This window comes from Pseudomonas sp. H3_E07 (assembly GCF_054668895.1).
This window is the reverse complement of record NZ_CP162795.1, coordinates 5813260-5835493: the sequence shown is the minus strand read 5'-3', so window position 1 is coordinate 5835493 and position 22234 is coordinate 5813260. Positions and strand designations below refer to the sequence as shown.

General features: G+C 60.5%; 20 protein-coding genes. 11 read left to right on the top strand and 9 right to left on the bottom strand.

Translation table 11 applies throughout. From position 1 onward, the window contains the following. Nucleotides 1-98: 98 nt before the first annotated feature. Both AB4O08_RS27065 and AB4O08_RS27060 read left to right on the top strand, forming a co-directional pair. Nucleotides 99-1598, top strand: a complete 1500-nt coding sequence (locus AB4O08_RS27065; RefSeq protein WP_460114541.1) for an ATPase domain-containing protein — start codon at nucleotides 99-101, stop codon at nucleotides 1596-1598. Beyond that, nucleotides 1598-3268, top strand: coding sequence for an ATP-binding protein (locus AB4O08_RS27060; RefSeq protein ID WP_460114540.1), 1671 nt, complete (start codon nucleotides 1598-1600; stop codon nucleotides 3266-3268). The genes AB4O08_RS27065 and AB4O08_RS27060 overlap by 1 nt, the downstream gene beginning before the upstream one ends. A gap of 206 nt (nucleotides 3269-3474) precedes the next feature. Here AB4O08_RS27060 and AB4O08_RS27055 read toward each other — a convergent pair whose 3' ends face one another. The 5 genes from AB4O08_RS27055 to AB4O08_RS27035 form a co-directional block, all read right to left on the bottom strand. Continuing rightward, nucleotides 3475-3852, bottom strand: a complete 378-nt coding sequence (locus tag AB4O08_RS27055; protein WP_003217591.1) for a response regulator — start codon at nucleotides 3850-3852, stop codon at nucleotides 3475-3477. A 78-nt stretch (nucleotides 3853-3930) separates the two neighbouring features. Continuing rightward, nucleotides 3931-5124 (bottom strand): hybrid sensor histidine kinase/response regulator, encoded by a 1194-nt coding sequence (locus AB4O08_RS27050; protein ID WP_198832016.1) that lies wholly within the window; start codon nucleotides 5122-5124, stop codon nucleotides 3931-3933. After that, nucleotides 5118-5723 (bottom strand): chemotaxis protein CheB, encoded by a 606-nt coding sequence (locus tag AB4O08_RS27045; RefSeq protein ID WP_010210400.1) that lies wholly within the window; start codon nucleotides 5721-5723, stop codon nucleotides 5118-5120. Before AB4O08_RS27045 ends, AB4O08_RS27050 begins: the two co-directional genes overlap by 7 nt. Beyond that, nucleotides 5720-6577, bottom strand: a complete 858-nt coding sequence (locus AB4O08_RS27040; protein WP_460143647.1) for a CheR family methyltransferase — start codon at nucleotides 6575-6577, stop codon at nucleotides 5720-5722. The genes AB4O08_RS27045 and AB4O08_RS27040 overlap by 4 nt, the downstream gene beginning before the upstream one ends. Next, on the bottom strand, nucleotides 6550-10053 hold the full coding sequence (locus AB4O08_RS27035; RefSeq protein WP_021493129.1) for a response regulator: 3504 nt from the start codon (nucleotides 10051-10053) through the stop codon (nucleotides 6550-6552). The genes AB4O08_RS27040 and AB4O08_RS27035 overlap by 28 nt, the downstream gene beginning before the upstream one ends. Before the next feature lie 240 nt (nucleotides 10054-10293). Between AB4O08_RS27035 and AB4O08_RS27030 the strand changes: the two genes are divergently transcribed. Both AB4O08_RS27030 and AB4O08_RS27025 read left to right on the top strand, forming a co-directional pair. Then, nucleotides 10294-10650 (top strand): response regulator, encoded by a 357-nt coding sequence (locus AB4O08_RS27030; RefSeq protein ID WP_010210396.1) that lies wholly within the window; start codon nucleotides 10294-10296, stop codon nucleotides 10648-10650. A 162-nt stretch (nucleotides 10651-10812) separates the two neighbouring features. Beyond that, entirely contained in the window at nucleotides 10813-12213 is a 1401-nt protein-coding gene (locus tag AB4O08_RS27025) for a DUF1254 domain-containing protein (protein ID WP_069673035.1), read from the top strand. A 49-nt stretch (nucleotides 12214-12262) separates the two neighbouring features. Here the strand turns inward: AB4O08_RS27025 and AB4O08_RS27020 are convergent, their stop codons facing one another. Further along, nucleotides 12263-12934 (bottom strand): DUF3313 domain-containing protein, encoded by a 672-nt coding sequence (locus tag AB4O08_RS27020; protein WP_198832015.1) that lies wholly within the window; start codon nucleotides 12932-12934, stop codon nucleotides 12263-12265. 89 nt (nucleotides 12935-13023) lie between these two features. Beyond that, entirely contained in the window at nucleotides 13024-13518 is a 495-nt protein-coding gene (locus tag AB4O08_RS27015) for a hypothetical protein (protein WP_044287215.1), read from the bottom strand. Nucleotides 13519-13684: 166 nt separating this feature from the next. On the opposite strand from AB4O08_RS27015, the gene ccoN reads away from it, so the two are divergent. From ccoN to AB4O08_RS27000, 3 genes are all read left to right on the top strand, one after another. Beyond that, nucleotides 13685-15112 carry a cytochrome-c oxidase, cbb3-type subunit I gene (gene ccoN / locus AB4O08_RS27010; RefSeq protein WP_044287216.1) on the top strand — a complete coding sequence of 476 codons (1428 nt, stop codon included), beginning with the start codon at nucleotides 13685-13687 and terminating at the stop codon, nucleotides 15110-15112. Nucleotide 15113: 1 nt separating this feature from the next. Then, complete coding sequence (locus AB4O08_RS27005; RefSeq protein WP_010210390.1) at nucleotides 15114-15323, top strand: cbb3-type cytochrome c oxidase subunit 3; 210 nt, start codon at nucleotides 15114-15116, stop codon at nucleotides 15321-15323. Nucleotides 15324-15413: 90 nt separating this feature from the next. After that, a complete protein-coding gene (locus tag AB4O08_RS27000) occupies nucleotides 15414-16103 on the top strand; it encodes an aspartate/glutamate racemase family protein (RefSeq protein ID WP_010210388.1) in 690 nt (229 codons plus the stop codon). On the opposite strand, the gene AB4O08_RS26995 is transcribed toward AB4O08_RS27000, so the two are convergent. Next, the gene (locus AB4O08_RS26995) at nucleotides 16100-16612 is read right to left on the bottom strand and encodes a GNAT family N-acetyltransferase (protein ID WP_010210387.1); all 513 of its coding nucleotides are present in this window, start codon (nucleotides 16610-16612) and stop codon (nucleotides 16100-16102) included. The two genes, AB4O08_RS27000 and AB4O08_RS26995, sit on opposite strands and share 4 nt — an antisense overlap. 213 nt (nucleotides 16613-16825) lie before the next feature. Between AB4O08_RS26995 and AB4O08_RS26990 the strand changes: the two genes are divergently transcribed. The 4 genes from AB4O08_RS26990 (at nucleotide 16826) to AB4O08_RS26975 (ending at nucleotide 21066) form a co-directional block, all read left to right on the top strand. Beyond that, the gene (locus AB4O08_RS26990) at nucleotides 16826-17797 is read left to right on the top strand and encodes a helix-turn-helix transcriptional regulator (RefSeq protein ID WP_021493122.1); all 972 of its coding nucleotides are present in this window, start codon (nucleotides 16826-16828) and stop codon (nucleotides 17795-17797) included. A 111-nt stretch (nucleotides 17798-17908) separates the two neighbouring features. Further along, nucleotides 17909-18784, top strand: a complete 876-nt coding sequence (locus AB4O08_RS26985) for a transporter (RefSeq protein ID WP_044287218.1) — start codon at nucleotides 17909-17911, stop codon at nucleotides 18782-18784. Nucleotides 18785-18805: 21 nt separating this feature from the next. After that, nucleotides 18806-19957, top strand: a complete 1152-nt coding sequence (locus AB4O08_RS26980) for an MFS transporter (protein ID WP_045792087.1) — start codon at nucleotides 18806-18808, stop codon at nucleotides 19955-19957. Next, nucleotides 19954-21066 carry a class II histone deacetylase gene (locus AB4O08_RS26975; protein WP_010210383.1) on the top strand — a complete coding sequence of 371 codons (1113 nt, stop codon included), beginning with the start codon at nucleotides 19954-19956 and terminating at the stop codon, nucleotides 21064-21066. Before AB4O08_RS26980 ends, AB4O08_RS26975 begins: the two co-directional genes overlap by 4 nt. Here AB4O08_RS26975 and AB4O08_RS26970 read toward each other — a convergent pair. Then, on the bottom strand, nucleotides 21063-22205 hold the full coding sequence (locus AB4O08_RS26970) for a glycerate kinase (protein ID WP_010210382.1): 1143 nt from the start codon (nucleotides 22203-22205) through the stop codon (nucleotides 21063-21065). The two genes, AB4O08_RS26975 and AB4O08_RS26970, sit on opposite strands and share 4 nt — an antisense overlap. Nucleotides 22206-22234: the final 29 nt, after the last annotated feature.

The window sequence follows — 22234 nt, the reverse complement described above, 5'->3', positions numbered from 1 at the left end:
TACGAAACGTTGAACCGCCAGAAGCCACTACGGTCAAGTGAATATGGCGCACGCCGAGCCGGCGCGCGCCTCTATTTGAACGTGACCGAGGGCACTCCTTGTCTACATCCAACGAGCTGTTGAGTGAAAAAGCCGCTACCGGCATCGAAGGTCTTGACGACATTCTTGCCGGCGGCCTGTCGCGCAGCCACCTGTTCCTGCTGGAAGGCGAACCGGGTACCGGTAAGACTACCGTTGCGCTACATTTTTTGCAGGCCGGCGCGAAAAACAGTGAGACCTCGTTATATATCACCCTGTCCGAGACCGAGCGTGAGTTGCGCCAGGGCGCCATGTCCCATGGTTGGGACCTCGATGACAATATTCATATCTTCGAACTGACCCCGCCGGAGAGTCTGCTCAACGCCGAGCACCAGCAGAGCTTGCTGTATTCCTCCGACCTGGAACTGGGCGAAGCGACGCGACAGATTTTCGAGGTGGTGGAACGGGTCAAGCCAACCCGCGTGGTCGTCGACAGCCTCTCCGAGATCCGTCTGTTGGCGCAAAGCTCCTTGCGCTACCGCCGGCAGATCCTGGCAATCAAACACTACTTCGTGCGTTATGACGCGACTGTCTTGCTGCTCGACGACCTGACCACCGAGTCTCTCGATAAAACCGTGCACAGCGTCGCCCATGGCGTGATCCGCCTGGAGGAACTGACCCCCAACTACGGCGCTGAACGCCGCCGCGTGCGCGTGGTGAAGTACCGTGGCCAGAAATACCGGGGTGGCTTCCATGACTTCACCATCATGCAGGGCGGTTTGCATGTGTTCCCGCGCCTGGTGGCCGCCGAACACCGTGGCGGCTACAACCGCCAGACCCTCACCAGCGGCATCCGCGAGTTGGATGCGTTGCTAGGCGGCGGGATCGAGACCGGCTCCAGCAGCCTGATCCTGGGGCCTGCGGGTACTGGCAAATCGCTTATCTCGATGATCTTCGCCGCTGCCGCCGTGGCGCGGGGCGAGAAGGCCGCGCTGTTTATCTTTGATGAAGAGTTGGGCCTATTGTTCGAGCGCATGAAAAACATGGGCATCGACCTTGCCGCCTTACAGGCCACCGGTAATTTGTTCATTGAACAAGTAGACGCCGCCGAACTGACCCCCGGTGAGTTTTCGCACCGTGTACGTCGTTGCGTGGACGAACGGGGCATCAAGACCGTGGTGATCGACAGCATTAACGGTTACCAGGCGGCAATGCCGGAAGAAAACGCGCTGATCCTGCATATGCACGAGTTGTTGCTGTACCTCAATCGCCGAGGCGCTGCCACCTTCATGACGGTGGCCCAACACGGGCTGGTGGGCGATATGCAGGCACCCGTGGACATTACCTACCTGGCCGACACCGTGATCCTTTTGCGCTATTTCGAAGCCATTGGCGAAGTGCGCCGCGCCATTTCGATCATCAAGAAACGCACCGGCACCCATGAGTCGACGATTCGCGAATACCGCATCGGCAGTCGCGGCATGACGGTCGGTGAGCCGCTGAACAACTTTCAAGGGGTTTTACGCGGTATTCCAACTTACATGGGTGCCGGTTCTCCCCTGCTCAAGGATGAGGGCTAGTGACGGTCCTTTCTCCTCTCTCCGAACGTGCGATCATCCTCGCGCCCTTGGGGCGCGACGGCGCGTTGGCACTGATGATGCTCAACGAGGCCGGCTACAGCGGTATCGTCGCCACCGACTTGAACAGCCTGTGCGAGGCGTTGGCACAAGGCAGCGGCTTGTTGATCATTGCTGCCGAAGCCTTGCGCGGCGTTGACCTGGCACCGTTGCTCGACTACCTGCATCGACAACCGGCCTGGTCGGACCTGCCCATCGTCCTCATGACCCATCACGGCGGCAGCGAGCAGAATGGCTCGAGCCACCTGAGCCGGCTACTGGGCAACGTGACATTCCTGGAACGTCCGTTCCATCCGGTGACGCTGATCAGCCTGGTCAGCACTGCATTGCGCGGCCGGCGAAGACAATACGAAGCGCGCGATCGCCTGATCGACCTGAGCGAAAGCGAGTTGCGCCTGCAACGTACCTTGGAAACCCTCGAACAACAGGTAGAGGAACGTACAGCGCAACTGCGCCACAACGAAGAAGCGTTGCGCCAATCTCAAAAGATGGAAGCGGTCGGGCAGTTGACCGGCGGCATTGCTCACGACTTCAACAACATGCTCACGGGCATCATCGGCAGCCTGGAGTTGCTGCGCAGGCGCGTGTCCCGAGGCAAGCTCGACGACCTCGACAGCCTGATCGACCTGGGTGTCACCTCCGCCAATCGTGCAGCAGGGCTCACCCATCGCTTGCTGGCGTTTTCCCGCCGGCAATCGTTGGACTCAAAACCCGTGGAGATCAACCAACTGGTGGTTTCCATGGGCGAACTGCTGCAACGCAGCATCAATGAAAGCATCAAGCTGGATATGCGCCTGACCGGTGAGTTGTGGACCGCCGAAGCCGACCCCAACCAACTGGAAAGTGCCCTGCTCAACCTGGTGATCAATGCGCGAGACGCCATGCCGGGCGGTGGCCAATTGCTGGTGGAAACCAGCAACCGCCATCTGGACAACGTATTCACTGCCGCCTATGGCACGTTGACGCCGGGCGACTACGTGGAACTGAGCGTCAGCGACACCGGCTGCGGTATCCCCGAGAACGTGATGGGCCGGGTGTTCGATCCGTTCTTTACTACCAAGCCGATTGGCCAGGGCACGGGGTTGGGGTTGTCGATGATCTACGGTTTTGCCCGCCAGTCGCGCGGACACGTCACCCTCCACAGTGAAGTGGGCAAAGGCACCACCGTCAGCCTGTTTTTGCCGCGATTTATCGGCGAAATCACCGCAAACCTGCCGGCTGACCCGACGCTGCCGCCGTTTGCCAATGCCGGCGAAACCGTGCTGATTGTCGAGGACGACCCCGCAGTGCGTGTGCTGGTGAGTGCGGTGCTCAAGGAACTGGGCTATGCCTTCGTTGAGGCCAGTGACGCCGACACGGCGGTGCCGATCATCGAGTCGGACCAGCGTATCGACCTGATGATCAGCGATGTCGGCCTGCCCGGTATGAACGGCCGCCAGTTGGCGGAAATCGGCCGGCAGATCCGTCCGGACCTCAAGGTGCTATTCATTACAGGGTATGCCGAACACGCGGCGGTGCGGGGCGGGTTCCTGGACCCGGGAATGCAGTTGATCACCAAGCCGTTTACCTTTGATTTGCTTACGGTGAAGGTGCGGGAAATGATCCGAGCGTGATTACCCGCTGCCAAAGACAGCAGCAGTGTCCGCTGTGGGCGAAGGCAGACGCTGACCTTTCAGCGTACGACGATTTAACGTGATCAATTCGGAGAGGGTGTTCGCATTGGAACGGAATCGACCAACCGGGCGCCGCTGTTCGACGCGTATGTAAATGGCGTCGGCGGCGCGTTCAACGCGGTTAATCAGATTGCCACAAGGACGTGTCACGCCAACAAGCGTTGTATGTGTTCCTGCAACGTATCCAGGTCAAACGGCTTGGCCAAGATAGGCGCGTTGCGCGTGATGGGGCTGTTGCAGTCGAGGATTTCCTGCGGGTAACCGCTGATGAAAATCACCTTCAATTCCGGTCGCAGCTTGATCGCGGGCTCAGCGATCTGCACGCCGGAAATCCCGCCCGGCAAACGGTAGTCCGTCACCATCAAATCCAAGTGCGGCTTGGTCGCTAGAATTTCAAAGGCCTGCTCCCCATCGATCGCCTTCAACACCCGATAGCCCAGGCCCGCCAGGTATTCACCCAGCACAAACATAATGGATTCGTCGTCCTCGACGATCAGTACGACATCTTGTGCATCTTCACTCATGGGAAGCCTTAGTCCGGTCAGTTGCTGCAATTACGACCATGGGGTCACGCAGAGGTTGCGTCGAGGTGACGATTGAATTCATGCCGAGGCCTGCAACGGCAGGCATACCCGGAACAAGGCGCCCTCGCCTATCTGGCTCTCGACCTCGATGGTGCCACCATGGGCTGCAACGATCTGCTCGGAAATAAACAGCCCAAGGCCCAGGCCCGCCGCCACTTGGTTGGCGGACACACGCTCGAACTGTTGGAAAATACGCTTCTGGTTTTCTGCGCTGATGCCAATCCCATGGTCGCGCACCTCTACCCGGGCTTCGCCATGTTCGCTGTACACGCGCACCTCGACCGGGCTTTTTGCGCCGTAACGCAGCGCGTTGGTCAGTAGGTTGGTCACCACCTGCTCGATGCGGAATTCGTCCCAATGGCCCTCTACCGGGCCGTCGGCAACCAATGCCATGGACGAGTCAGCCGCTGCGACCTGAGGCGCGAAGTTCTCCACCAGGTTGCTGACAAGCTGGGCCAGGTCGAAACGCGCTGGGCGTATCGATAATTTTCCGGTGCGGATGCGCGACACATCGAGCATGTCTTCGATCAGGCGGATCAGGCTCTGGATCTGGCGTTCATCGCGGTCGACCATGGCGTGCATCTTGTCCAGGGTGAACGCGGCGGCGTTGTCCCGGGCCAGGTGCATCTTGCGCAGCTGGGTCTCCAGGATCAGGCCGTTGAGGGGCGTACGCACTTCGTGGGCGACGATTGACATGAAGTCGTCACGCATGCGCACGGCTTGTTCAAGCTCCGCCTGAGTGGCTTGCAGGCGTGTCAGCAACAACTCCTGCTCACGACGGCTGCGCTCCAGGGCCTCGACCTGCAGTTTCATCGCCTTGCTTTGGCGGTACAGGTCGACAAACACATTGACCTTGCTCTTCACCGCATGAATATCCAGCGGCTTGTGCAGGAAATCCACGGCACCGCTTTCATAACCTTTGAACGCGTAATTGAGTTCACGGCCGGCTGCGCTGACAAACACAATCGGGATGTTCTTGGTCTTTTCGGTTCCGCGCATCAGTTCGGCCAGCTCGAAACCGTTCATGCCGGGCATTTGCACATCGAGAATCGCCATGGCGAACTCATGCTCCAGCAACAGGGACAAGGCCTCGTCTGCGCTCAATGCCTTGAATACCTGGCGGTCCTCGCGCTTGATCAGCGCTTCCAGGGCCAGCAGGTTTTCCGGCAGATCGTCGACGATCAGCAGTTTGGCCTGGACAGTACTTAACATGGGGAATATTCCAGGGAAGCCAGCAATGAGCCAATGCGGCTCAGCGTCAGAATGTGGTCGGGTGTGTGCAGCGCCAGGGCTGCGCGAGGCATGACGGCAACGCGTGCTTCAGTGGGGTCTTGCACCACTGTAGTTCCACCGTGTTGCTTCACGTGGGCCAAGCCGCGGGCGCCGTCATGGTTGGCGCCGGTCAACAGAATGGCGAGCAGGCCCTTGCCATAGGCATCGGCGGCGGATTCGAAGAGGTAATCAATGGCTGGCCGTGAGTGGTGCACACGGTCTTCCTGGCTCAAGGACAAACTGCGGTCATGCTCCACCGACAGGTGATAGCCGGGTCCGGCAAAGTACAGGGTGCCCGGCTTGATCACTTCCTTGTCGCGGGCTTCGACCACGGGCATGGCCACGCGGCGGTCGAACACCTCAGCCAATTGACTGCGACGCTCGTCCGGCAAGTGCAATACGGTGATGATCGGCAAGCCGAAATCGGCAGGCAGCTCGGCGAATATCGTCAGCAACGCCTCCACGCCACCGGCGGATGCGCCGATGACGATCGCTTCTATGCCCCGGACCGATGCCGGGCTGGCAGCCGCTTGATTCATAGTTTCCGGTAGATCCGTTCCTGTTTGACCAAGGGTTCGAACTGTTTGCCGTACACGGAGAAATCCAGCGTCTCCTTGCTGCCCAGCACCAGGAAACCGCGATGGCACAGCGACTCATGGAACAATCCAAACGCGCGATCCTGCAACTTTTTATTGAAATAAATCAGTACGTTGCGGCACGAAATTAATTGGGTTTCTGAGAATACACTATCGGTTGCCAGGCTGTGGTCGGCAAACGTGACATTCTCCCGCAGCGTCTTATCGAAGATTGCGTAATCGTAGGCCGCGGTGTAGTAGTCGGCAAATGAACGTTGACCGCCGGCCTGCTGATAGTTGGCGGTGTAGGCGCGTACGTTCTCCAGGGAAAAGATGCCCTGCTTGGCTTTATCCAGCGATGCCGGGTTGATGTCGGTGGCGTAAATGATCGTGCGTTCCAGCAAGCCTTCTTCGCGCAGCAGGATGGCCATCGAGTACACCTCCTCGCCCGTGCTGCAGCCGGCGATCCAGATCTTGATCGACGGGTAGGTCTTGAGCAGCGGCACCACTTCCTGGCGGATCGCAAGGAAGTGCGACGGGTCGCGAAACATTTCGCTTACCGGAATCGTCAGGAACTGCAACAACTGCATGAACGCCGCCGGGTCGTGCAGCACGCGCTCCTGCAAAGCGGAAATGGTCGCACAATCAAACTGGCGCAGCGCGTGAGCCACGCGGCGCTTCACCGACGCCCCGGAGTAATCGCGGAAGTCGTAGCTGTACTTGAGGTAAATCGCCTCAATCAACAGGCGCAGCTCAATATCGCTGCTTTTTTCCAAAAAGTTCGCTCCACTTAAATGCGTTCCATCTTCGGTAGCCATACGCGAATCAGTGAGAACAGACGGTCCAGATCGATCGGCTTGGCCAGGTAGTCATTGGAACCTGCTGCCAGGCAGCGCTCCTGATCGTCCTTCATGGCCTTGGCCGTCACCGCGATGATCGGCAGTTTTTTCCAGCGCGGGTCCTGGCGGATCAAGGCTGTGGCCTCGTAACCATCCATTTCCGGCATCATCACGTCCATCAGCACCAGGTCGATGTCCTCGACTTCATTGAGTTTGTCGATGGCTTCACGGCCGTTACGCCCGATCACCACCACGGCGCCTTTGTGCTCCAGGGCGCTGGTCAGGGCGAAGATGTTGCGCACATCGTCGTCCACCAGCAGGATCTTGCGCCCCTCGAAGACCTTGTCACGGCTGCGCGCGGTCTTGAGCATCTTTTGGCGGTCATGAGACAGCTGGGATTCGACTTTGTGCAGAAAGAGTGTGACCTCATCCAGCAGGCGCTCTGGCGAGCGGGCACCCTTGATGATGATCGAGCGCGAATACTTGCGCAGTTCCGCTTCTTCATCGCGGGTCAGGTTGCGCCCGGTGTAGACGATCACCGGCGGGAATGAGCAGATGTCCTCGGTCGCCATACGCTTGAGCAGCTCGTTACCGAGCATGTCCGGCAGCTTGAGGTCGATGATCATGCAGTCGTAGATATGGGTGCGCAGCAGGTCCAGGGCGGCCTGGGCGTACCCGACGTCAGTGATCTCAATGTCATCGTCGCCGATCAGGCGGGCAATGCTGTCGCGTTGCAGGTCGTCATCCTCCACCAGCAGCACGCGCTTGACCTTCTGGGTGAGCTTGGCTTCCAGGCGCGCGAACACGTCCTTGAGCTCTTCGCGGGTGGTGGGTTTGACGGCATACCCAATGGCGCCCATGTGCATGGCGGCTTCTACGCGGTCTTCCACGGAAATCACGTGCACCGGGATATGGCGGGTGTTGGCGTGTTCCTTGAGACGTTGCAGCACAGTCAACCCGGAATGGTCAGGCAGGCGCATGTCCAGCAGGATCGCGTCGGGAATGTACTCTTCGGCCAGGCTGTAGCCTTCGTCGGCGCCATGCGCCACCAGGCAGTTGTAGCCCAGCTCGTGGGCCAAGTCGAAGAGGATACGCGCGAAGTTTGGCTCATCCTCCACCACCAGGATGCAGCGCGTGGCGAACGGGGCCTTGTCGCGGTCGTCGGCGAAACGCGGGATCTGGCTAACATCGGCTACCGGCAACGCGGACACCTTCACAGGGGTCGGAACCGGAGCGGGCGCCACCACCACTTGGCGGGGCTGCTCGATCGGCGCGGCGTCTTCTTCGCGTTCTACGTACTGCTCCGGCACTACCAGGGTGAAGACACTGCCCTTGCCTGGTTCGCTGCTCACGCTGATATAGCCACCCAGCAGGGTCGCCAGGTCGCGGGAGATCGACAGGCCCAGGCCGGTGCCGCCATAGCGGCGGTTGGTGGTGCCGTCCGCCTGGCGGAAGGCTTCGAAGATGCTTTCCTGCTGGTCCGGCGCAATGCCGATGCCGGAGTCGCGTACCGTGAAGGCAATGCCCTCCCCCGGCGCGCGGGACACTGACAGGCTGACCTCACCCTGTTCAGTGAACTTGATCGCGTTGGACAGCAGGTTCTTGAGGATCTGTTCCAGGCGCTGGCGGTCGGTGAACAGCATGGTCGGCGAACCTTCCTGCACGTCCACCTGGAACCCCAGCTTGCGATCGGCCGCCAACGGTTCAAACATTCCCCGCAGGCCGTCCACCAAGCGTGCCACGCTGGCGTTTTCCGGGAGCACTTCGAGCTTGCCGGCTTCGACCTTGGAAATATCGAGGATGTCATTGATCAGGTTGAGCAGGTCATTGCCGGCGGAATAGATCGACTCGGCGAACTTGACCTGTTCGGCGCTGAGGTTTTCCTGGGGGTTCTCCGCCAGCAATTTGGCCAGGATCAGCGAGCTGTTCAGCGGCGTGCGCAGTTCATGGGACATGTTGGCCAGGAATTCGGACTTGTACTTGCTGGAGCGCTCCAGTTCTTCGGCGCGGTCTTCCAGCTCAAGTTGAGCCTTGTTCAGCTCAACGTTCTTGCGGTCCATGGCGTCGCGTTGTTCGGCCAGGGTTTCGGTCTGCTCGGCGAGTTGCTCGTTGGTCTGCTCCAATTCAGCCTGCTGGGTTTCCAGGTGGGCCTGGGATTCCTTGAGGATGCGGGACTGTTCTTCCAGCTCTTCGTTGGCGGTCTTGAGCTCTTCCTGTTGCACTTGCAGCTCTTCGTTGAGCTGCTGGGTCTCGGCCAGCACTTCCTGCAGGCGCTGGCGATAGCGCGCGGCCTCGATGGAGGTGCCGATATTCCCGGCGATCAGTTCCAGCAGCTCGACGTCACGCTCTTCCAGGGGGCGCAGGAAGCCCAGCTCGACCACGCCGTTGACGCGGTCATCGTCGCTGGTCGGCATCACCAGCACGCTGCGGGTCGAACCTTCGCCCAGGCCGGAGCTGACTTTGAAGTAGTCCACCGGCACGTCGTCCAGGCGAATCAGGCGGTCCAGCTGGGCTGCCTGCCCTACGATGCCTTCGTCGCTATAGATCGACTGTTCCTTTTGCTCCTGCTCTCGGGAGAAGCCATAGGTGGCGATACGCTTGAGGCCACCATGCTCTTCACGTACATACAGCGCCGCGACAGCCGAGCCCATGTACTGGGCAAAGAATTGCAGGATATTGCGGCCGAGCATGTTCAATGTGAGTTGGCCGAGCACTTGTTCGGCCAGTTCAGTCTGGCCATTACGCAGCCAGGCCTGTCGCTCAAGGCGGCGTGCTATCTTCTGTTGTGACGCGAGGTTTGCGCTGTAACTGTCTGATAATGAAACTAAATTCTTCCGACCGATATACGCGAGGAAACCACTTAGGCCCAGCACAAATACCAGATACAGGGTGACGCTGATCACGGTAGTGCGAGTGACTTCTTCATTGCGGGAGATGCGGAACTGCTGCTCCATCGCCACCGCGTCATCGTATTCCTTGCGGATCTCGTCGGTCAGGCGCTTGCCACGGCCGGCTTTGACTGCGCTGCGGTAGTCACCGCTCTCGCGCTGCATATCAATCATCGACTGGGCGTATTTGTTCCACTCGTATTGCAGGGCTTCGAGGCGCTTGAGGCGGTCCACCTGCTGCGGATTGTCCGCCACCAGCTCCTGCAGGTTGCGCAGGTCCGCAATGATGCGCGGCTTGGCGACTTCATAAGGGTCAAGGAAATGCTCGTCGCCGGTGATCAGGAAACCGCGCATGCCGGTCTCCAGGTCGACCGTCAGCTTGGACGACTCATTGAGGTTATTGATGACCCGGTCGGTGTGCTCCACCCACTGGATCACCGACAACAGATAGGTGATCAAGACGACGAAAAACACCGCGCTGAGCACGCCCACACCCAAGGGCAGTGCCACGTTTCGGCTGAGGAGGGTACGAAAGCTCTGTTCATCGACGGACGACGCGGGAGTCATGGGCATGCCTTGGCCAAATACGGAAAAACCGGGAGTTTGCCCCAAAGTCGCAAGCAAGACCATTTTTCTAGAACGGTTTTGTACAGATTCCTACAAAGGAACAGGCTATTCTCTCTGGTCTTTTCTATCGCATTGTTTTTACGGCCAGCGGGAACTTGTCATAAGTGCGCGCTTACTCAAGGAAGAGGCCTATCAAAACGGCCGCGTGTAAACCCTCGCCTTTTTTGGGAATTCCATATTATGTCCACACCCCCTTCCACCATCCTTGTCGTCGAAGACGATGCCATCGTGCGCATGCTCATCGTCGATGTTCTGGAGGAGTTGGAATTCAGTGTCTTGGAGGCTGCCGATGCTAAAGAGGCGCTGGCAGTGGTGCAAAACACCGGGCAGGTAATTGACCTGATGATGACCGACGTGGGCCTGCCGGACATGGACGGAAAGCAACTGGCGGCCAAGGTGCGCGAATTGCGCCCTGCTCTGCCCATCCTGTTTGCCAGCGGATATGCCGAGAACATCGACGTGCCGGACGGCATGCAGGTGATCGCCAAACCGTTCTCGATCGATCAGTTACGCGACAAAGTCAAATCGATGCTGTAGGCGCTTTAATACCGGTTTGTGAGTGCCGTCCCCATGGGCGGCATTTTTACGTCAGGCGTCCATAGATTAACGTGACCTTCGGCCCGTAAAACCGGACACTCAGCGCCTGCCCGCGCCATTCATCCTTATTCTTCAAAATGCACTCAGGAAGGACGTAACAACATGATTGGAAAACCGACGCGCCTGCTGTTGGCGAGCCTCTCGATACTCATGAGCAACGGCGTCTGGGCCGACTTCACCGCCACCCCAGGCGAAGCCCGGGCAATCGCCAAGGAAGCCTATCTATATGGCTATCCGGTCGTTGAGATGTACAAGACGCTCTACACCCAGGCCGTTGACCAAGGCGGCACGCGCTTCAAGACGCCGATTAACCGCATGGGGCATTCCGCTCAGGTGCCGGGGCCTAAAGACACTTCGCAATTCAAGCCCAACCCCGACACGCCCTACTCCTTCGTCTGGATGGATCTGCGCAGGGAGCCGCTGGTGCTCACGTTGCCGCGGATCGAGGACGATCGTTATTACTCAGTGCAGTTGATCGATCTTTACAGCCAGAACATCGCCTACCTGGGCACTCGCAGTACCGGCAACAATGGCGGCCACTACATGGTCGCGGGGCCTGACTGGAAGGGCCAGCAGCCAGTGGACGTAGACCGGGTGATCTACAGCGAAAGCAACCTGGTGTATGCGCTCTACCGCACGCAGTTGTTTGATGAAAAAGACGTGGCCAAAGTCAAGCAGATCCAGAATGGCTACAAGGTGCAGCCGCTGAGCGGCTATGTGAAACAACCGGCGCCGGACAAGGTGGCTAAAATCGAATGGCCCAAGCCCACGGCCGCCATGACAGACAGCCCACAGCTGTTTCGCTACCTGAACTTCATGCTGGCGTACGCCAAGCCTCAGGACAGCGAGAAAGACGTGTTGGCTCGCTTTGCCAAGATAGGCATCGCGCCGGGTGCCCCGTTCAAGCTGAGCCAATTGAACGCGGAACAACGCAAAGCCCTGGAAGAAGGCATAGCCGACGCCAAGGCCGAATTTGCGGCATTCAAAAAAGACAAGATCGATACTCATCAAGTAACCAGCGGCGAACTGCATGGCAGCCGTGACCGCCTGAAAAACAATTACCTGTATCGATACGCCGGGGCCAACCTGCGCCTGTTCGGCAACTCGGCAGACGAAGTGGCCTACATGACCTACTCGGTCGACAGCGAAGGCAAACCGGCCAACGGCGCACGTCACAGCTACACCGTCCACTTTGCCAAAGACCAACTGCCACCGGCGGATGCTTTCTGGTCACTGACCATTTACGACGCCAAAACCGGGCAACTGGTGCCCAACCACAAAAAACGCTACCTGATCAATTCGCGGATGTTGCCTGACCTCAAGCGCGACGCCGACGGTGGGCTGACCCTGGCATTGCAGCACCACGAGCCACCCAAGGCTGAACAGAGCAACTGGTTGCCAGCGCCGCCTGCGCCCTTCTATGCCGTACTGCGCATTTACCTGCCCAAGCCGGAAGTGGGTAACGGCCAGTGGAAGCTACCGCCTCTGACGCCGCTCAAGTAGGGCTGCCTGGCCGGCGGTGGTTGCCCCAACACGCCGGCCAGCGCGGGGCTCAGTGTTTTTTCAACTTGAGGTAGGACTGGTGCAGATCCGACGCCCAGCCATCAATCACGCCTTTCACATCCTCGGCTTTCATCACCTGCGAATCATTAGCCAGCGGCTCGCCGGTGCCTTTGCGCACCACCTGGGCGAGCACCTTGCCGCTGGCACCGTCGAGAAACTGCGCTTCGGTGCCCAGGGTGGTTTCCTGGTCACGGATGCCAGTACCCGTACTGACCGCGGCAGCGACCAGTGCGACCGGTACAAACTCATAAGGTTTGAGCCCCTCGGTCTTGCTGCTGACCGCAGTAATGGCCGCTCGTACTACGATCACACCCGGACCGGGGCCCTCGGCCAGGGGCAGCGACTTGACCAGTTCACGTTTGAGCGCCTGGTTGAAGTAATTGTTGATACCGCGCAAGGTGCTGTCCGGAATTTTTGCCGTTGCCTGGGGCTTGGGGTAAAACTGCGTTGGCTCGATATACACAGCGCTATAGCGGTTTAAATCCAATTGCGGATCGACCCAGCGCATCACTTCAGCGCCAGACGGCGACTTGGCTTCTTTCAGCTGGCTGTAGTCCGAGAGGAAACCGGAGTATTCATCCGGTTGCGTGATTTTGCTGGCACAACCCGCCAGTGCGAGCGAAGTGATGCACAGCGTGCTGATCAATAGCGTTAGTTTCATCGGTGAACTCCCTGGCGGTCGGCGCTGGATTGGTGAGCTCTAGGTATAGCTAATCCTGGGAAAATAACCCTGTGCCGACCGCCAGATGTTCAGGCCCTCTCGCGTGGAATCAGGCTCTGCAGCTGCGACGCGAGGAAATTCGCGTCGAAGCCAAAGGTGTCCGGGTCTTTCAGGCCATTGGTCTTCTTCCACAGCCAATCATTTTTGTCCGCCGGCAACACCAACGAAACGCTGCCGTGGCGCGCGGCGGTCAAGCCCATGACCGACACGGAGATCAACCCACCCACCCCCATCACATCGGGCACGAACTCCACCGGTTTGCCGGTGATCTGCACCGTCAGTTTCTCGGTCTTGAACGTCGACGTATCCACCGGCACGCTGGGGCCGCTGGCAACATAGGCTTCACGGTGTACCTCCAGCAACCCGACCGTCTTTACCGGCTCAAGCCACTGCTCGATCTGGCCGAACAACTCATCGAGCTTTTGCGCCCAACGGGCTGACTGCACGTCAAATTGCTGTTTTTTGTGCGCTTCGCTGTCGGCGTAATGACGAAGCATCTCGCCCAGTTGCTGTACATCGTCCATTGCAGATTTCCTTGGGTGAGCCGGATTGCGAAGCCCGATCATGGCAGATGCGGCCGCTGAACGTACGGCTTAAAACTGATCCGCAACAATGAGGTTTTTCTGAGCCTGTTTTGTTTTGCCCCCGTTTCCTACAGTGCCGCCACTTGGAACCGTGGGAGGACTGAGCATGAGCACAGCATCAATCGGGCAGGCCTATAACTACAAAGTCGTCCGTCAATTCGTTATCGCCACTATCGTCTGGGGCGTGGTGGGCATGGCCATGGGCGTGTGGATCGCCTCGCAACTGGTGTGGCCGGAAATGAACCTGGACTTGCCCTGGACCACCTTCGGCCGCTTGCGGCCCTTGCACACCAGCCTGGTGATTTTCGGTTTTGCCGGCAGCGCGCAGTTTGCTGCCAGCTATTACGCGGTGCAGCGCACCTGCCAGGTGCGATTGTTCTCGGACAGGCTCGCAGCGTTCACCTTCTGGGGCTGGCAGTCGGTGATCGTGATCATGCTGATCAGCTTGCCGCTGGGCTACACCACCACCAAGGAATACGCCGAGATCGAGTTCTCTGGAGCGGTGTGGATGGCGGTGGTGTGGGTGGCCTATGCCATCGTGTTCTTTACCACCGTGGTGCGGCGCAAGACCCGGCATATCTACGTGGGTAACTGGTTTTTCGGCGCATTTATCCTGGTGATCGCCATGTTGCATGTGGTCAACCACTTAGCGATCCCGGTGGATTGGTTCAAGTCGTACCCGGTGTATTCCGGGGCCACCGATGCCATGGTGCAGTGGTGGTACGGGCATAACGCTGTAGGTTTTTTCTTGACCACCGGTTTTTTGGGGATGATGTATTACTTCGTGCCGAAACAAGTCGGACGTCCGGTGTATTCCTATCGCCTGTCCATCGTGCACTTCTGGGCGTTGATCACCCTGTACATCTGGGCCGGCCCCCATCACCTGCACTACACCGCCTTGCCGGATTGGGCGCAGTCGTTGGGCATGGCCATGTCACTGATTTTGCTGGCGCCGAGTTGGGGCGGGATGATCAACGGCATGATGACCTTGTCCGGCGCCTGGCATAAATTGCGCACCGACCCGATCCTGCGCTTCCTGGTGCTGTCCCTGGCGTTCTACGGCATGTCGACGTTCGAGGGGCCGATGATGGCGATCAAGACCGTCAATGCCCTCTCCCACTACACCGATTGGACCATCGGCCACGTACACGCCGGGGCCCTGGGGTGGGTCGCGATGATTACCTTTGGTTCGCTGTACCACATGATCCCCAAAGTGTTCGGGCGCGAGCAGATGCACAGTGTGTCCCTGATCAACCTGCACTTCTGGCTCGCGACCATCGGCACCGTGCTGTACATCGCTTCGATGTGGGTCAACGGGATTACCCAGGGCTTGATGTGGCGAGCGGTCAACGATGACGGCACCCTCACCTACTCCTTTGTCGAAGCCTTGCAGGCCAGCCATCCGGGGTTTGTGGTGCGATTTGCCGGTGGTGTGTTCTTCCTCACCGGGATGGTGCTGATGGCCTACAACACATGGCGTACCGTGCGGGTCGCAGACGTGAACATGGCGCAGCTTGATGCGCGGATCGCCTGAGATGTGGGGCCTGCTGATGGTGGTGTGCCTGTATGGCGCGGTGGAGTACTGCTTGCGCGGTCAGTCGCAGAAGAGCCTGGACGATGCCAGCTTGATGCCCTTTGCCGATGATCCTGAGGTGGCGCGGCGCGTGGAGCTGGCGACCGGCAAGCCCATCAACGCGGTGGCGCCGGAGGACGCCAAGCCGGGCTGGGTTAACCTGGACATGTAAAACTGCACCGGTCATTTCGCGGCCAACTGCGTATGACTAATTGCCGGCCGATGGGTAAGGTGAGGCGACTTTCCGAGTGAGGAACATCGCATGCGCACCATCGGCCTTATCGGCGGCATGAGCTGGGAGTCCAGCGCCGAGTATTACCGCATCATCAACCAGCGCGTGCGCGACCAGCTCGGGCCGCTGCGCTCGGCGCAACTGTTGATGTACAGCGTGGATTTCGGCCCGGTGGAACAGGCTCAGCACGCCGGCCGCTGGGATGACACTGCACTGATCCTCGAAGATGCCGCGCGCCGTCTGCAAGCTGGCGGGGCCGAGTGTGTGGTGCTGTGTACCAACACCATGCATTTGGTCGCGCCGCGCATTGAAGCAGCGGTGTCGATCCCCTTCCTGCACATCGCTGATGCGGCGGGTGCGGCGGCCGTGAAGGCCGGCACGCTGACCGTCGGCCTGCTTGGCACCGCGTTTACCATGGAGCAGGACTTTCTCAAATCACGGCTGACGGCCCAGGGCCTGACCGTGCTGGTGCCCGAGGCGGATGAGCGACAGGCCGTGCACCGGATCATCTATGAAGAGTTGTGTGTCGGCGTGATCAGCGATGCGTCACGCCAGGTTTACCAAGGTGTCATCGAGTCCCTGGCCGCACGCGGCGCCCAGGCGATCATCCTCGGTTGCACGGAAATCAGCCTGTTGATCAAGCCCGAGCACAGCGACCTGCCGCTGCTGGACACCACCGAGCTGCATGCGCAGGCTGCGGTGGCGTTTGCCCTGGATTAAACCGAGGTGCGCAGGCGCGCCATGCTCACGGTGTCGACAAATTGGCCGTCACGCAGGGCGTAATCGCGCAGCACGCCTTCGACCTCAAAGCCGAATTTGCGGTACAGCGCCTGGGCCGCGTCGTTGTCGGCGTACACCGTGAGTTCCACTCGGCGCAGGTTCATCCAGTTGTCGGCCACGTCCAGCGCGGCCGTCAGCAGGCGCGAGCCGACCCCTTTGCCCTGCCACGCCGTCGCCACGCCCATACCGAATGAACCGACGTGGGCTCGGCGTACCCGCAGGTATTGTTCCAAGCCAAGCTGGCCGATCACTTCACCACCGTGCACGGCCACCAGCTGCAGCCGCCGCTCGTTGTCCTGTACCAGCTTGTTACGCCACGCCTCGACCGACTGGAAAGGCATTTGCAGCACCTGACGGCACACGGCCGGTTCGTTATAGAGCGCGGCGACGCCCTCAAGGTGGGCCTCGGTGAAGCGCTGGATCACGATATGAGGTTCAGGCGTGTGCATTGTGTTTCATCCTTTGAAAGACACGTGGCCGAGCAGTTTAGGGGGAAAAGCGCTGCGCTGACGACCCCGGAAACGTCCCACATATCAATCGGCTGCATCCTGCATCTGAACGATAGCGGCCATCCTTTCCTGCAACGATACTTGGGCCGGGCCCTGCTACCGGCCTCTAACCCTGTGACCAGAACAATAAGAAAGCCCCACAGAGGAACGCTCATGAGCCGTCTTGAACCCACAGGTCTGTTGCAGGCCTTCAGCACGCTGGTCCTGGATCTGCAGCGACTGGCCCAGCACCAGGAGATCGAGCATTTCCAGCCACAAGCCCTGGCGCGGATCAGCCAGTTACTGCCTTTCGACTGCGCCTGGTGGGGGCGCTCTGCGGTGATCGATAATCTGCCGGAAGAACACAGCAGCTGCCTGTATCAGCTGCCACCGGGTTACCTGACCGACTGGCAGTCGATCCGCCATCTGGATGTGACCTTCGGCCGCTCCCATGCTACGCCCGGTCAGGCTGTGATCATTGACATGCGCGACCCCGGCAGCGGTGCAGGCTTGAATTGGCTGGGAGAACGCTACGGGATCGGCCAGTTGTTGTGCGTGATCCATATCGCCCCACACACCTGCCTCAGTGATCACTTGACCCTGTACCGCAAGCCCGGGGCCCCGGGGTTTACCGCGCAAGATTGCCTTCTGCTCGATAATCTGATGCTGCATCTGGTGGCGGCCGTGTCAGCGAACCAGATCCGTACGCTGGTGGCCATGCGTGAAACCCTTAGCAACCCGCGAAACCTGGCGCTGGCGGTCTGCGACGCGCGGGGGGTGTTGCAGTGCGCCGAGCGCGGTTTCGTCGATTTGTTGCTCAGTGAATGGCCAGGCTGGAGTGGCCCGACGCTACCCGTGCCGGTGGATGAACGCGGGTATGAAGGCAAGCACATCCATCTCCAGGTCTGGGGGGTGGGCGATCAATTGCTGCTGGCCGCACGGGGCCACCGGGTGCTGCCCCAGCTCAGCCCACGGGAAAACGACGTTGCCCAAGGCTTTGGCGAGGGCAAGACGTACAAGGAAGTCGCCCGCGACCTGGGCTTGTCGCCCAATACGGTGCGCCATCACATCCGCGCTATCTACAGCAAGCTCGGGGTCAAGGACAAAGCGCACATCGCACACTTGATGCACGCCCCGCCCGACTGATCCGCAGCACTTTTCCTACGGGTTCTCACACCGTCGCTTTGACGGTCACGGGCGACTGTTGCCCGTTTTCAGCCGATCGCTGCACGCCGCCATCACACGAGATGCCTTGCCATGACTCACACCCATCTGCGTCATCTACCGCTGCTGCTGGGGGGCACGCTGCTGTGCCTGGACAGTCAAGCAGCCGATCTTAACGCGCGCGATTTTTTCAGCGCACCATCCGGCACCAGCCTTGGCGTGTTGTACCTGCCTGGCACTCGCGCCCAAGACTTCCGTGGCCTGGCCGACAGCACTGGCAAGGCCGACCTCAAGGTCAATGCCATCGCCTACCGCCAGGTCTATTTCACTGACGCGTGCGGCACCCTCTGCACCCCGCAATTTATCCTGCCGTTCGCCGATATCGATGCTCGGCTGCCAGGGGCCAGCCGGCGCACCGATGAAAGCGGGTTCGGTGACCCGCAGTTGGGTGGCACGCTGTTTTTCATCAACGATCCGACGTCACGCACCTACAGCGGCCTGTTAACCCTGATCACGCTGCCGCTGGGCGAATACCACCGCACGCAGCCGGATGTGTCCCCCGGCGCCAATCGCTGGGGCGCAACCTTTGTCTACAACTACACCCGTGGCATCGGTGAGAAGTGGGTACTGGAAGCCAATCTCGAAGCCCAGCTGTACGGCAAGAATGACGACTACCTGGGCAGCGAGCTCAAGCAAGACCCGTTGTACCGCCTGCAAGCCTTCGCCTCCTACGATTTCACGCCCGTCACCTACGGTGCCCTGCGCCTGATCCAGGCCACGGGTGGCGCACTGCGCATCGACAATCGGTCGATCGACGACACCCGCAAGCGCTACACCCAGGTCGGGTTCGAGGTCGGGCATTGGCTCGATAAGCAGAACCAAGTGATGTTCAGCCTCTCGCAAAACGTCGCCACCGCCAACGGTTATGCAGGAACCGACGCGTTGTTGCGCCTGGTCCATGTGTTCTGACTTCTGTTCTGGAGCTTGATCATGCACAACTCGTCCCCTACACCCTGGCAGCGGCTGGCGGCCATCGTGCTGTTTGCCGCGATCACCCCGACCATCTTGATGACTGCGCCTGCCGTGGCGGCGCAGTTGGCCGCCCAATGGCAATTGAGCCCGGCACAGATCGGCGACTTGTTTTCCGTCGAACTGGGCGCAATGAGCCTGGCGACCCTGCCCGCCTTCTGGTGGCTGCGGTGCGTGAACTGGCGAGTGGCAGCCTTGGCCGCAGCCGTGTTGTTCATTGCGGCCAACCTGATGTCGACGCTTGCCGACACCTATACCCAGTTGCTGGTCCTGCGCTTGGTCAGTGCCTTGGCGGGCGGTTCGTTGATGATCATCTGCCTGGCGAGCGCAGCCACCACCGCCAACCCCAGCCGTGTCTACGGGTTATGGGTGGTCGGGCAACTGGTCGTCGGCGCCGTCGGCCTGGCGGTACTACCGGGTTTATTCGAACGTTATGGACTGCAGAGTTGCTACCTGATCCTGGCAGGGTTGATGGCGCTGTTGCTGCCGCTGGCACGCGGCTTTCCTTGTGCCCATGCAGCGCCACAAGCAATCGGGACGGCCGCTGCTGGCACACGACGCAAAGCCCTACTGGGTGTCGGTGCGGTCCTGGCCTTTTACATCAGCCTGGGCGGAGTCTGGACGTTTATCGGCGCGCTGGGCGCCAGTGCCGGGATTTCCCCACAGCACAGCGGCGAGATATTGGCCATTGCGACGGTCATGGGAATCGCCGGCGCCGCGTGCACGTCACTGATCGGCTCCCGTCTGCCGCGTCAGCAGTTACTGCTGGCGGGCTACGCGTTAATGGCGGCAGCGGTGCTGCTCCTGCTGGGCCAACCCACCCTGGTGCGCTTTGCCCTGGCGGCGCTGCTGTTCAAGTTCGCCTGGACCTTCATCTTGCCCCTGATCCTTGCTTGCCTGGCCGACCTCGATCACAGCGGCAAGCTGATGAACGCGTCGAACCTGATGATCGGCGGCGGCTTGGCCATCGGCCCGGCGATAGCGGGTCGGCTCATCGAGGCCAGCGGCGGCTTTGCTGTGCTGTTGATGGGCGGCGCCGTGATCACGCTGCTGTCGTTGGCAATGATCCTTGCCAGCCGTCCCGGACCTGTCGTTGAAATGGAGCCTGTATGAACCGAACCACCGCGTTTTTCTTTGATGAAATGAGCCTTTGGCACAGCGCCAGCTCCCATGCATTGACCTTGCCCGTGGGCGGCTGGGTACAGCCACCTGCCGGCAGCGGGCATGCCGAATCCCCCGAAACCAAGCGGCGCATGAAAAGCCTGCTGGATGTCTCCGGGTTGGGCCATCACCTGCACATGCACAGCGCTGCGCCAGCGAGCGAAGCCGATTTGCTGCGCGTCCACGGCCATGAATACCTGCAGCGTTTCAAGGCGTTGAGCGATGCCGGTGGCGGCGACCTGGGATTACAGGCGCCGATAGGCCCGGGCAGCTACGAAATCGCCCGACTTTCGGCCGGCCTGACGATGGCTGCCGTCGACGCCGTGCTCAAGGGCCTGGCAGATAACGCCTACTCATTGTCACGACCGCCGGGGCATCACTGCCTGGCGGACAGCGCCATGGGGTTCTGCTTCCTGGCCAACATCGCCATCGCGATCGAAGCCGCCAAGGTGCGCAATGGGCTGGGCAAGGTCGCGGTGATCGACTGGGATGTGCACCATGGCAACGGCACACAATCGATCTTCGAGGCGCGCGCGGATGTGCTGACGATTTCGCTGCATCAGGACGGCTGTTATCCCCCCGGTTACAGCGGCGAGCAGGAACGTGGCCGTGGCGCAGGGCTGGGGGCGAACATCAATATCCCCTTGCCACCGGGAAGTGGTCACGACGCCTACCTGCATGCGATGAACCGGATCGTGGTGCCGGCATTGGAGCGTTTCCAGCCGGAGCTGATCATTGTCGCCTGCGGCTATGACGCCAACGCCGTCGACCCGCTCGCGCGCATGTTGCTGCACAGCGAATCCTTCCGCCTGATGACTCGCTGCGTGCGCCAGGCTGCCGAACGCCTGTGCCAGGGGCGTCTGGTGCTGGTGCACGAAGGCGGCTACAGCGAAGCCTACGTACCGTTTTGCGGGTTGGCGACGCTGGAAGAGTTGTCGGGTGTGCGCACCGCGGTGGACGATCCGATGCTCGCACTGGTCGAGCTGCAGCAGCCCAAGGCCGCGTTGCTGGCGTTTCAGAAACAGTGGATCGACCACCTCGCAATCGGGGTCACTCACTAGCCCTTGGACGATGCCAATCGCCACACCCGCGCTATATCCGAGGCCCGCTCACGAAGCAGGCGCGGCGCCTCGCTGCACGCTTGTTCCAGGCTCATCGGCCCCGCAGGCAAGGCAAAAGCAGCCGCTACACCATGGGCATACATCTGTTCATAACCCTCGCCCAGCGTGCCGGCAATCACAATGACCGGCACGTTGTGCTGGCCGGCGATACGGGCCACACCAAAGGGGGTTTTGCCGCGCAGGGTCTGGGCATCGAAACGCCCTTCGCCCGTAATGACGAGGTCGGCACCCCGTACGGCGTCCTCCAGACCTACCAGCTCGGCCACCACTTCCACACCCGCACGGAACTGCGCGCCCAGAAAGGCCTTGGCAGCGAAACCCAAGCCACCGGCCGCACCGCTGCCGGGTTCGTCGCGCACATCCTTGGGCAGCACCCTGGCACAGTGATCGGCGAAGTGACCGAGGGCCGCATCCAACTGTTGGACATGCACGGGGCTGGCGCCTTTTTGCGGGCCAAAAATAGCGGAGGCCCCGTGGGGGCCGCACAGGGGATTGTTCACGTCGGCGGCGATTTCAAAGCGCACCTGTGCCAGGCGTGGGTCGAGGTTTTCAAGGCTGATATGCGCCAGACGTGACAAGGCCAGGCCACCCGGTGGCAGGGTTTGCGCCTCCGCGTCGAACAGCTGCGCGCCCAGGGCCTGCATTGCGCCCGCGCCAGCGTCATTGGTAGCGCTGCCGCCGATGGCCAGGATGATGCGCTCGGCGCCGAGGTCCAAGGCCGCGCGGATCAGTTCGCCGGTGCCGTAGGTGGTGCTGGTGCACGCATCGCGCTGGCCCGGCGGTACCAGTTGCAGGCCGCTGGCTTCGGCCATTTCGATGATGGCGGTGTGGCTGTCGGCCAACCAGCCCCAGCGCGCCTCAACCGTGCCACCCAACGGACCTCTCACCTGCTGACGCCGCAGCTCACCCTTGCAGGCGGCCAGCACCGCGTCCACCGTGCCTTCACCCCCATCCGCCATCGGGCACTGGATCAACTGTGCTTGCGGCCAGACTTCGGACAACCCGGCCGCGATGGCCTGGGCGACGCCTTCGGCACTCAGGCTGTCCTTGAACGAGTCGGGGGCGATGATGATTTTCATGGGCTTTCTCCGGTTTTTATAACGCCCAT

Coding starts and splice junctions, on each gene's coding strand:
- AB4O08_RS26970 (WP_010210382.1), bottom strand. CDS start 22,205: ATGAAAATCATCATCGCCCCCGACTCGTTCAAGGACAGCCTGAGTGCC.
- AB4O08_RS26985 (WP_044287218.1), top strand. CDS start 17,909: ATGACTCACACCCATCTGCGTCATCTACCGCTGCTGCTGGGGGGCACG.
- AB4O08_RS27025 (WP_069673035.1), top strand. CDS start 10,813: ATGATTGGAAAACCGACGCGCCTGCTGTTGGCGAGCCTCTCGATACTC.
- AB4O08_RS27035 (WP_021493129.1), bottom strand. CDS start 10,053: ATGACTCCCGCGTCGTCCGTCGATGAACAGAGCTTTCGTACCCTCCTC.
- AB4O08_RS27015 (WP_044287215.1), bottom strand. CDS start 13,518: ATGGACGATGTACAGCAACTGGGCGAGATGCTTCGTCATTACGCCGAC.
- AB4O08_RS27040 (WP_460143647.1), bottom strand. CDS start 6,577: ATGGCTACCGAAGATGGAACGCATTTAAGTGGAGCGAACTTTTTGGAA.
- AB4O08_RS26980 (WP_045792087.1), top strand. CDS start 18,806: ATGCACAACTCGTCCCCTACACCCTGGCAGCGGCTGGCGGCCATCGTG.
- AB4O08_RS26995 (WP_010210387.1), bottom strand. CDS start 16,612: ATGCACACGCCTGAACCTCATATCGTGATCCAGCGCTTCACCGAGGCC.
- AB4O08_RS26975 (WP_010210383.1), top strand. CDS start 19,954: ATGAACCGAACCACCGCGTTTTTCTTTGATGAAATGAGCCTTTGGCAC.
- ccoN (WP_044287216.1), top strand. CDS start 13,685: ATGAGCACAGCATCAATCGGGCAGGCCTATAACTACAAAGTCGTCCGT.
- AB4O08_RS27005 (WP_010210390.1), top strand. CDS start 15,114: ATGTGGGGCCTGCTGATGGTGGTGTGCCTGTATGGCGCGGTGGAGTAC.
- AB4O08_RS27000 (WP_010210388.1), top strand. CDS start 15,414: ATGCGCACCATCGGCCTTATCGGCGGCATGAGCTGGGAGTCCAGCGCC.
- AB4O08_RS27045 (WP_010210400.1), bottom strand. CDS start 5,723: ATGAATCAAGCGGCTGCCAGCCCGGCATCGGTCCGGGGCATAGAAGCG.
- AB4O08_RS27055 (WP_003217591.1), bottom strand. CDS start 3,852: ATGAGTGAAGATGCACAAGATGTCGTACTGATCGTCGAGGACGACGAA.
- AB4O08_RS27050 (WP_198832016.1), bottom strand. CDS start 5,124: ATGTTAAGTACTGTCCAGGCCAAACTGCTGATCGTCGACGATCTGCCG.
- AB4O08_RS27020 (WP_198832015.1), bottom strand. CDS start 12,934: ATGAAACTAACGCTATTGATCAGCACGCTGTGCATCACTTCGCTCGCA.
- AB4O08_RS26990 (WP_021493122.1), top strand. CDS start 16,826: ATGAGCCGTCTTGAACCCACAGGTCTGTTGCAGGCCTTCAGCACGCTG.
- AB4O08_RS27030 (WP_010210396.1), top strand. CDS start 10,294: ATGTCCACACCCCCTTCCACCATCCTTGTCGTCGAAGACGATGCCATC.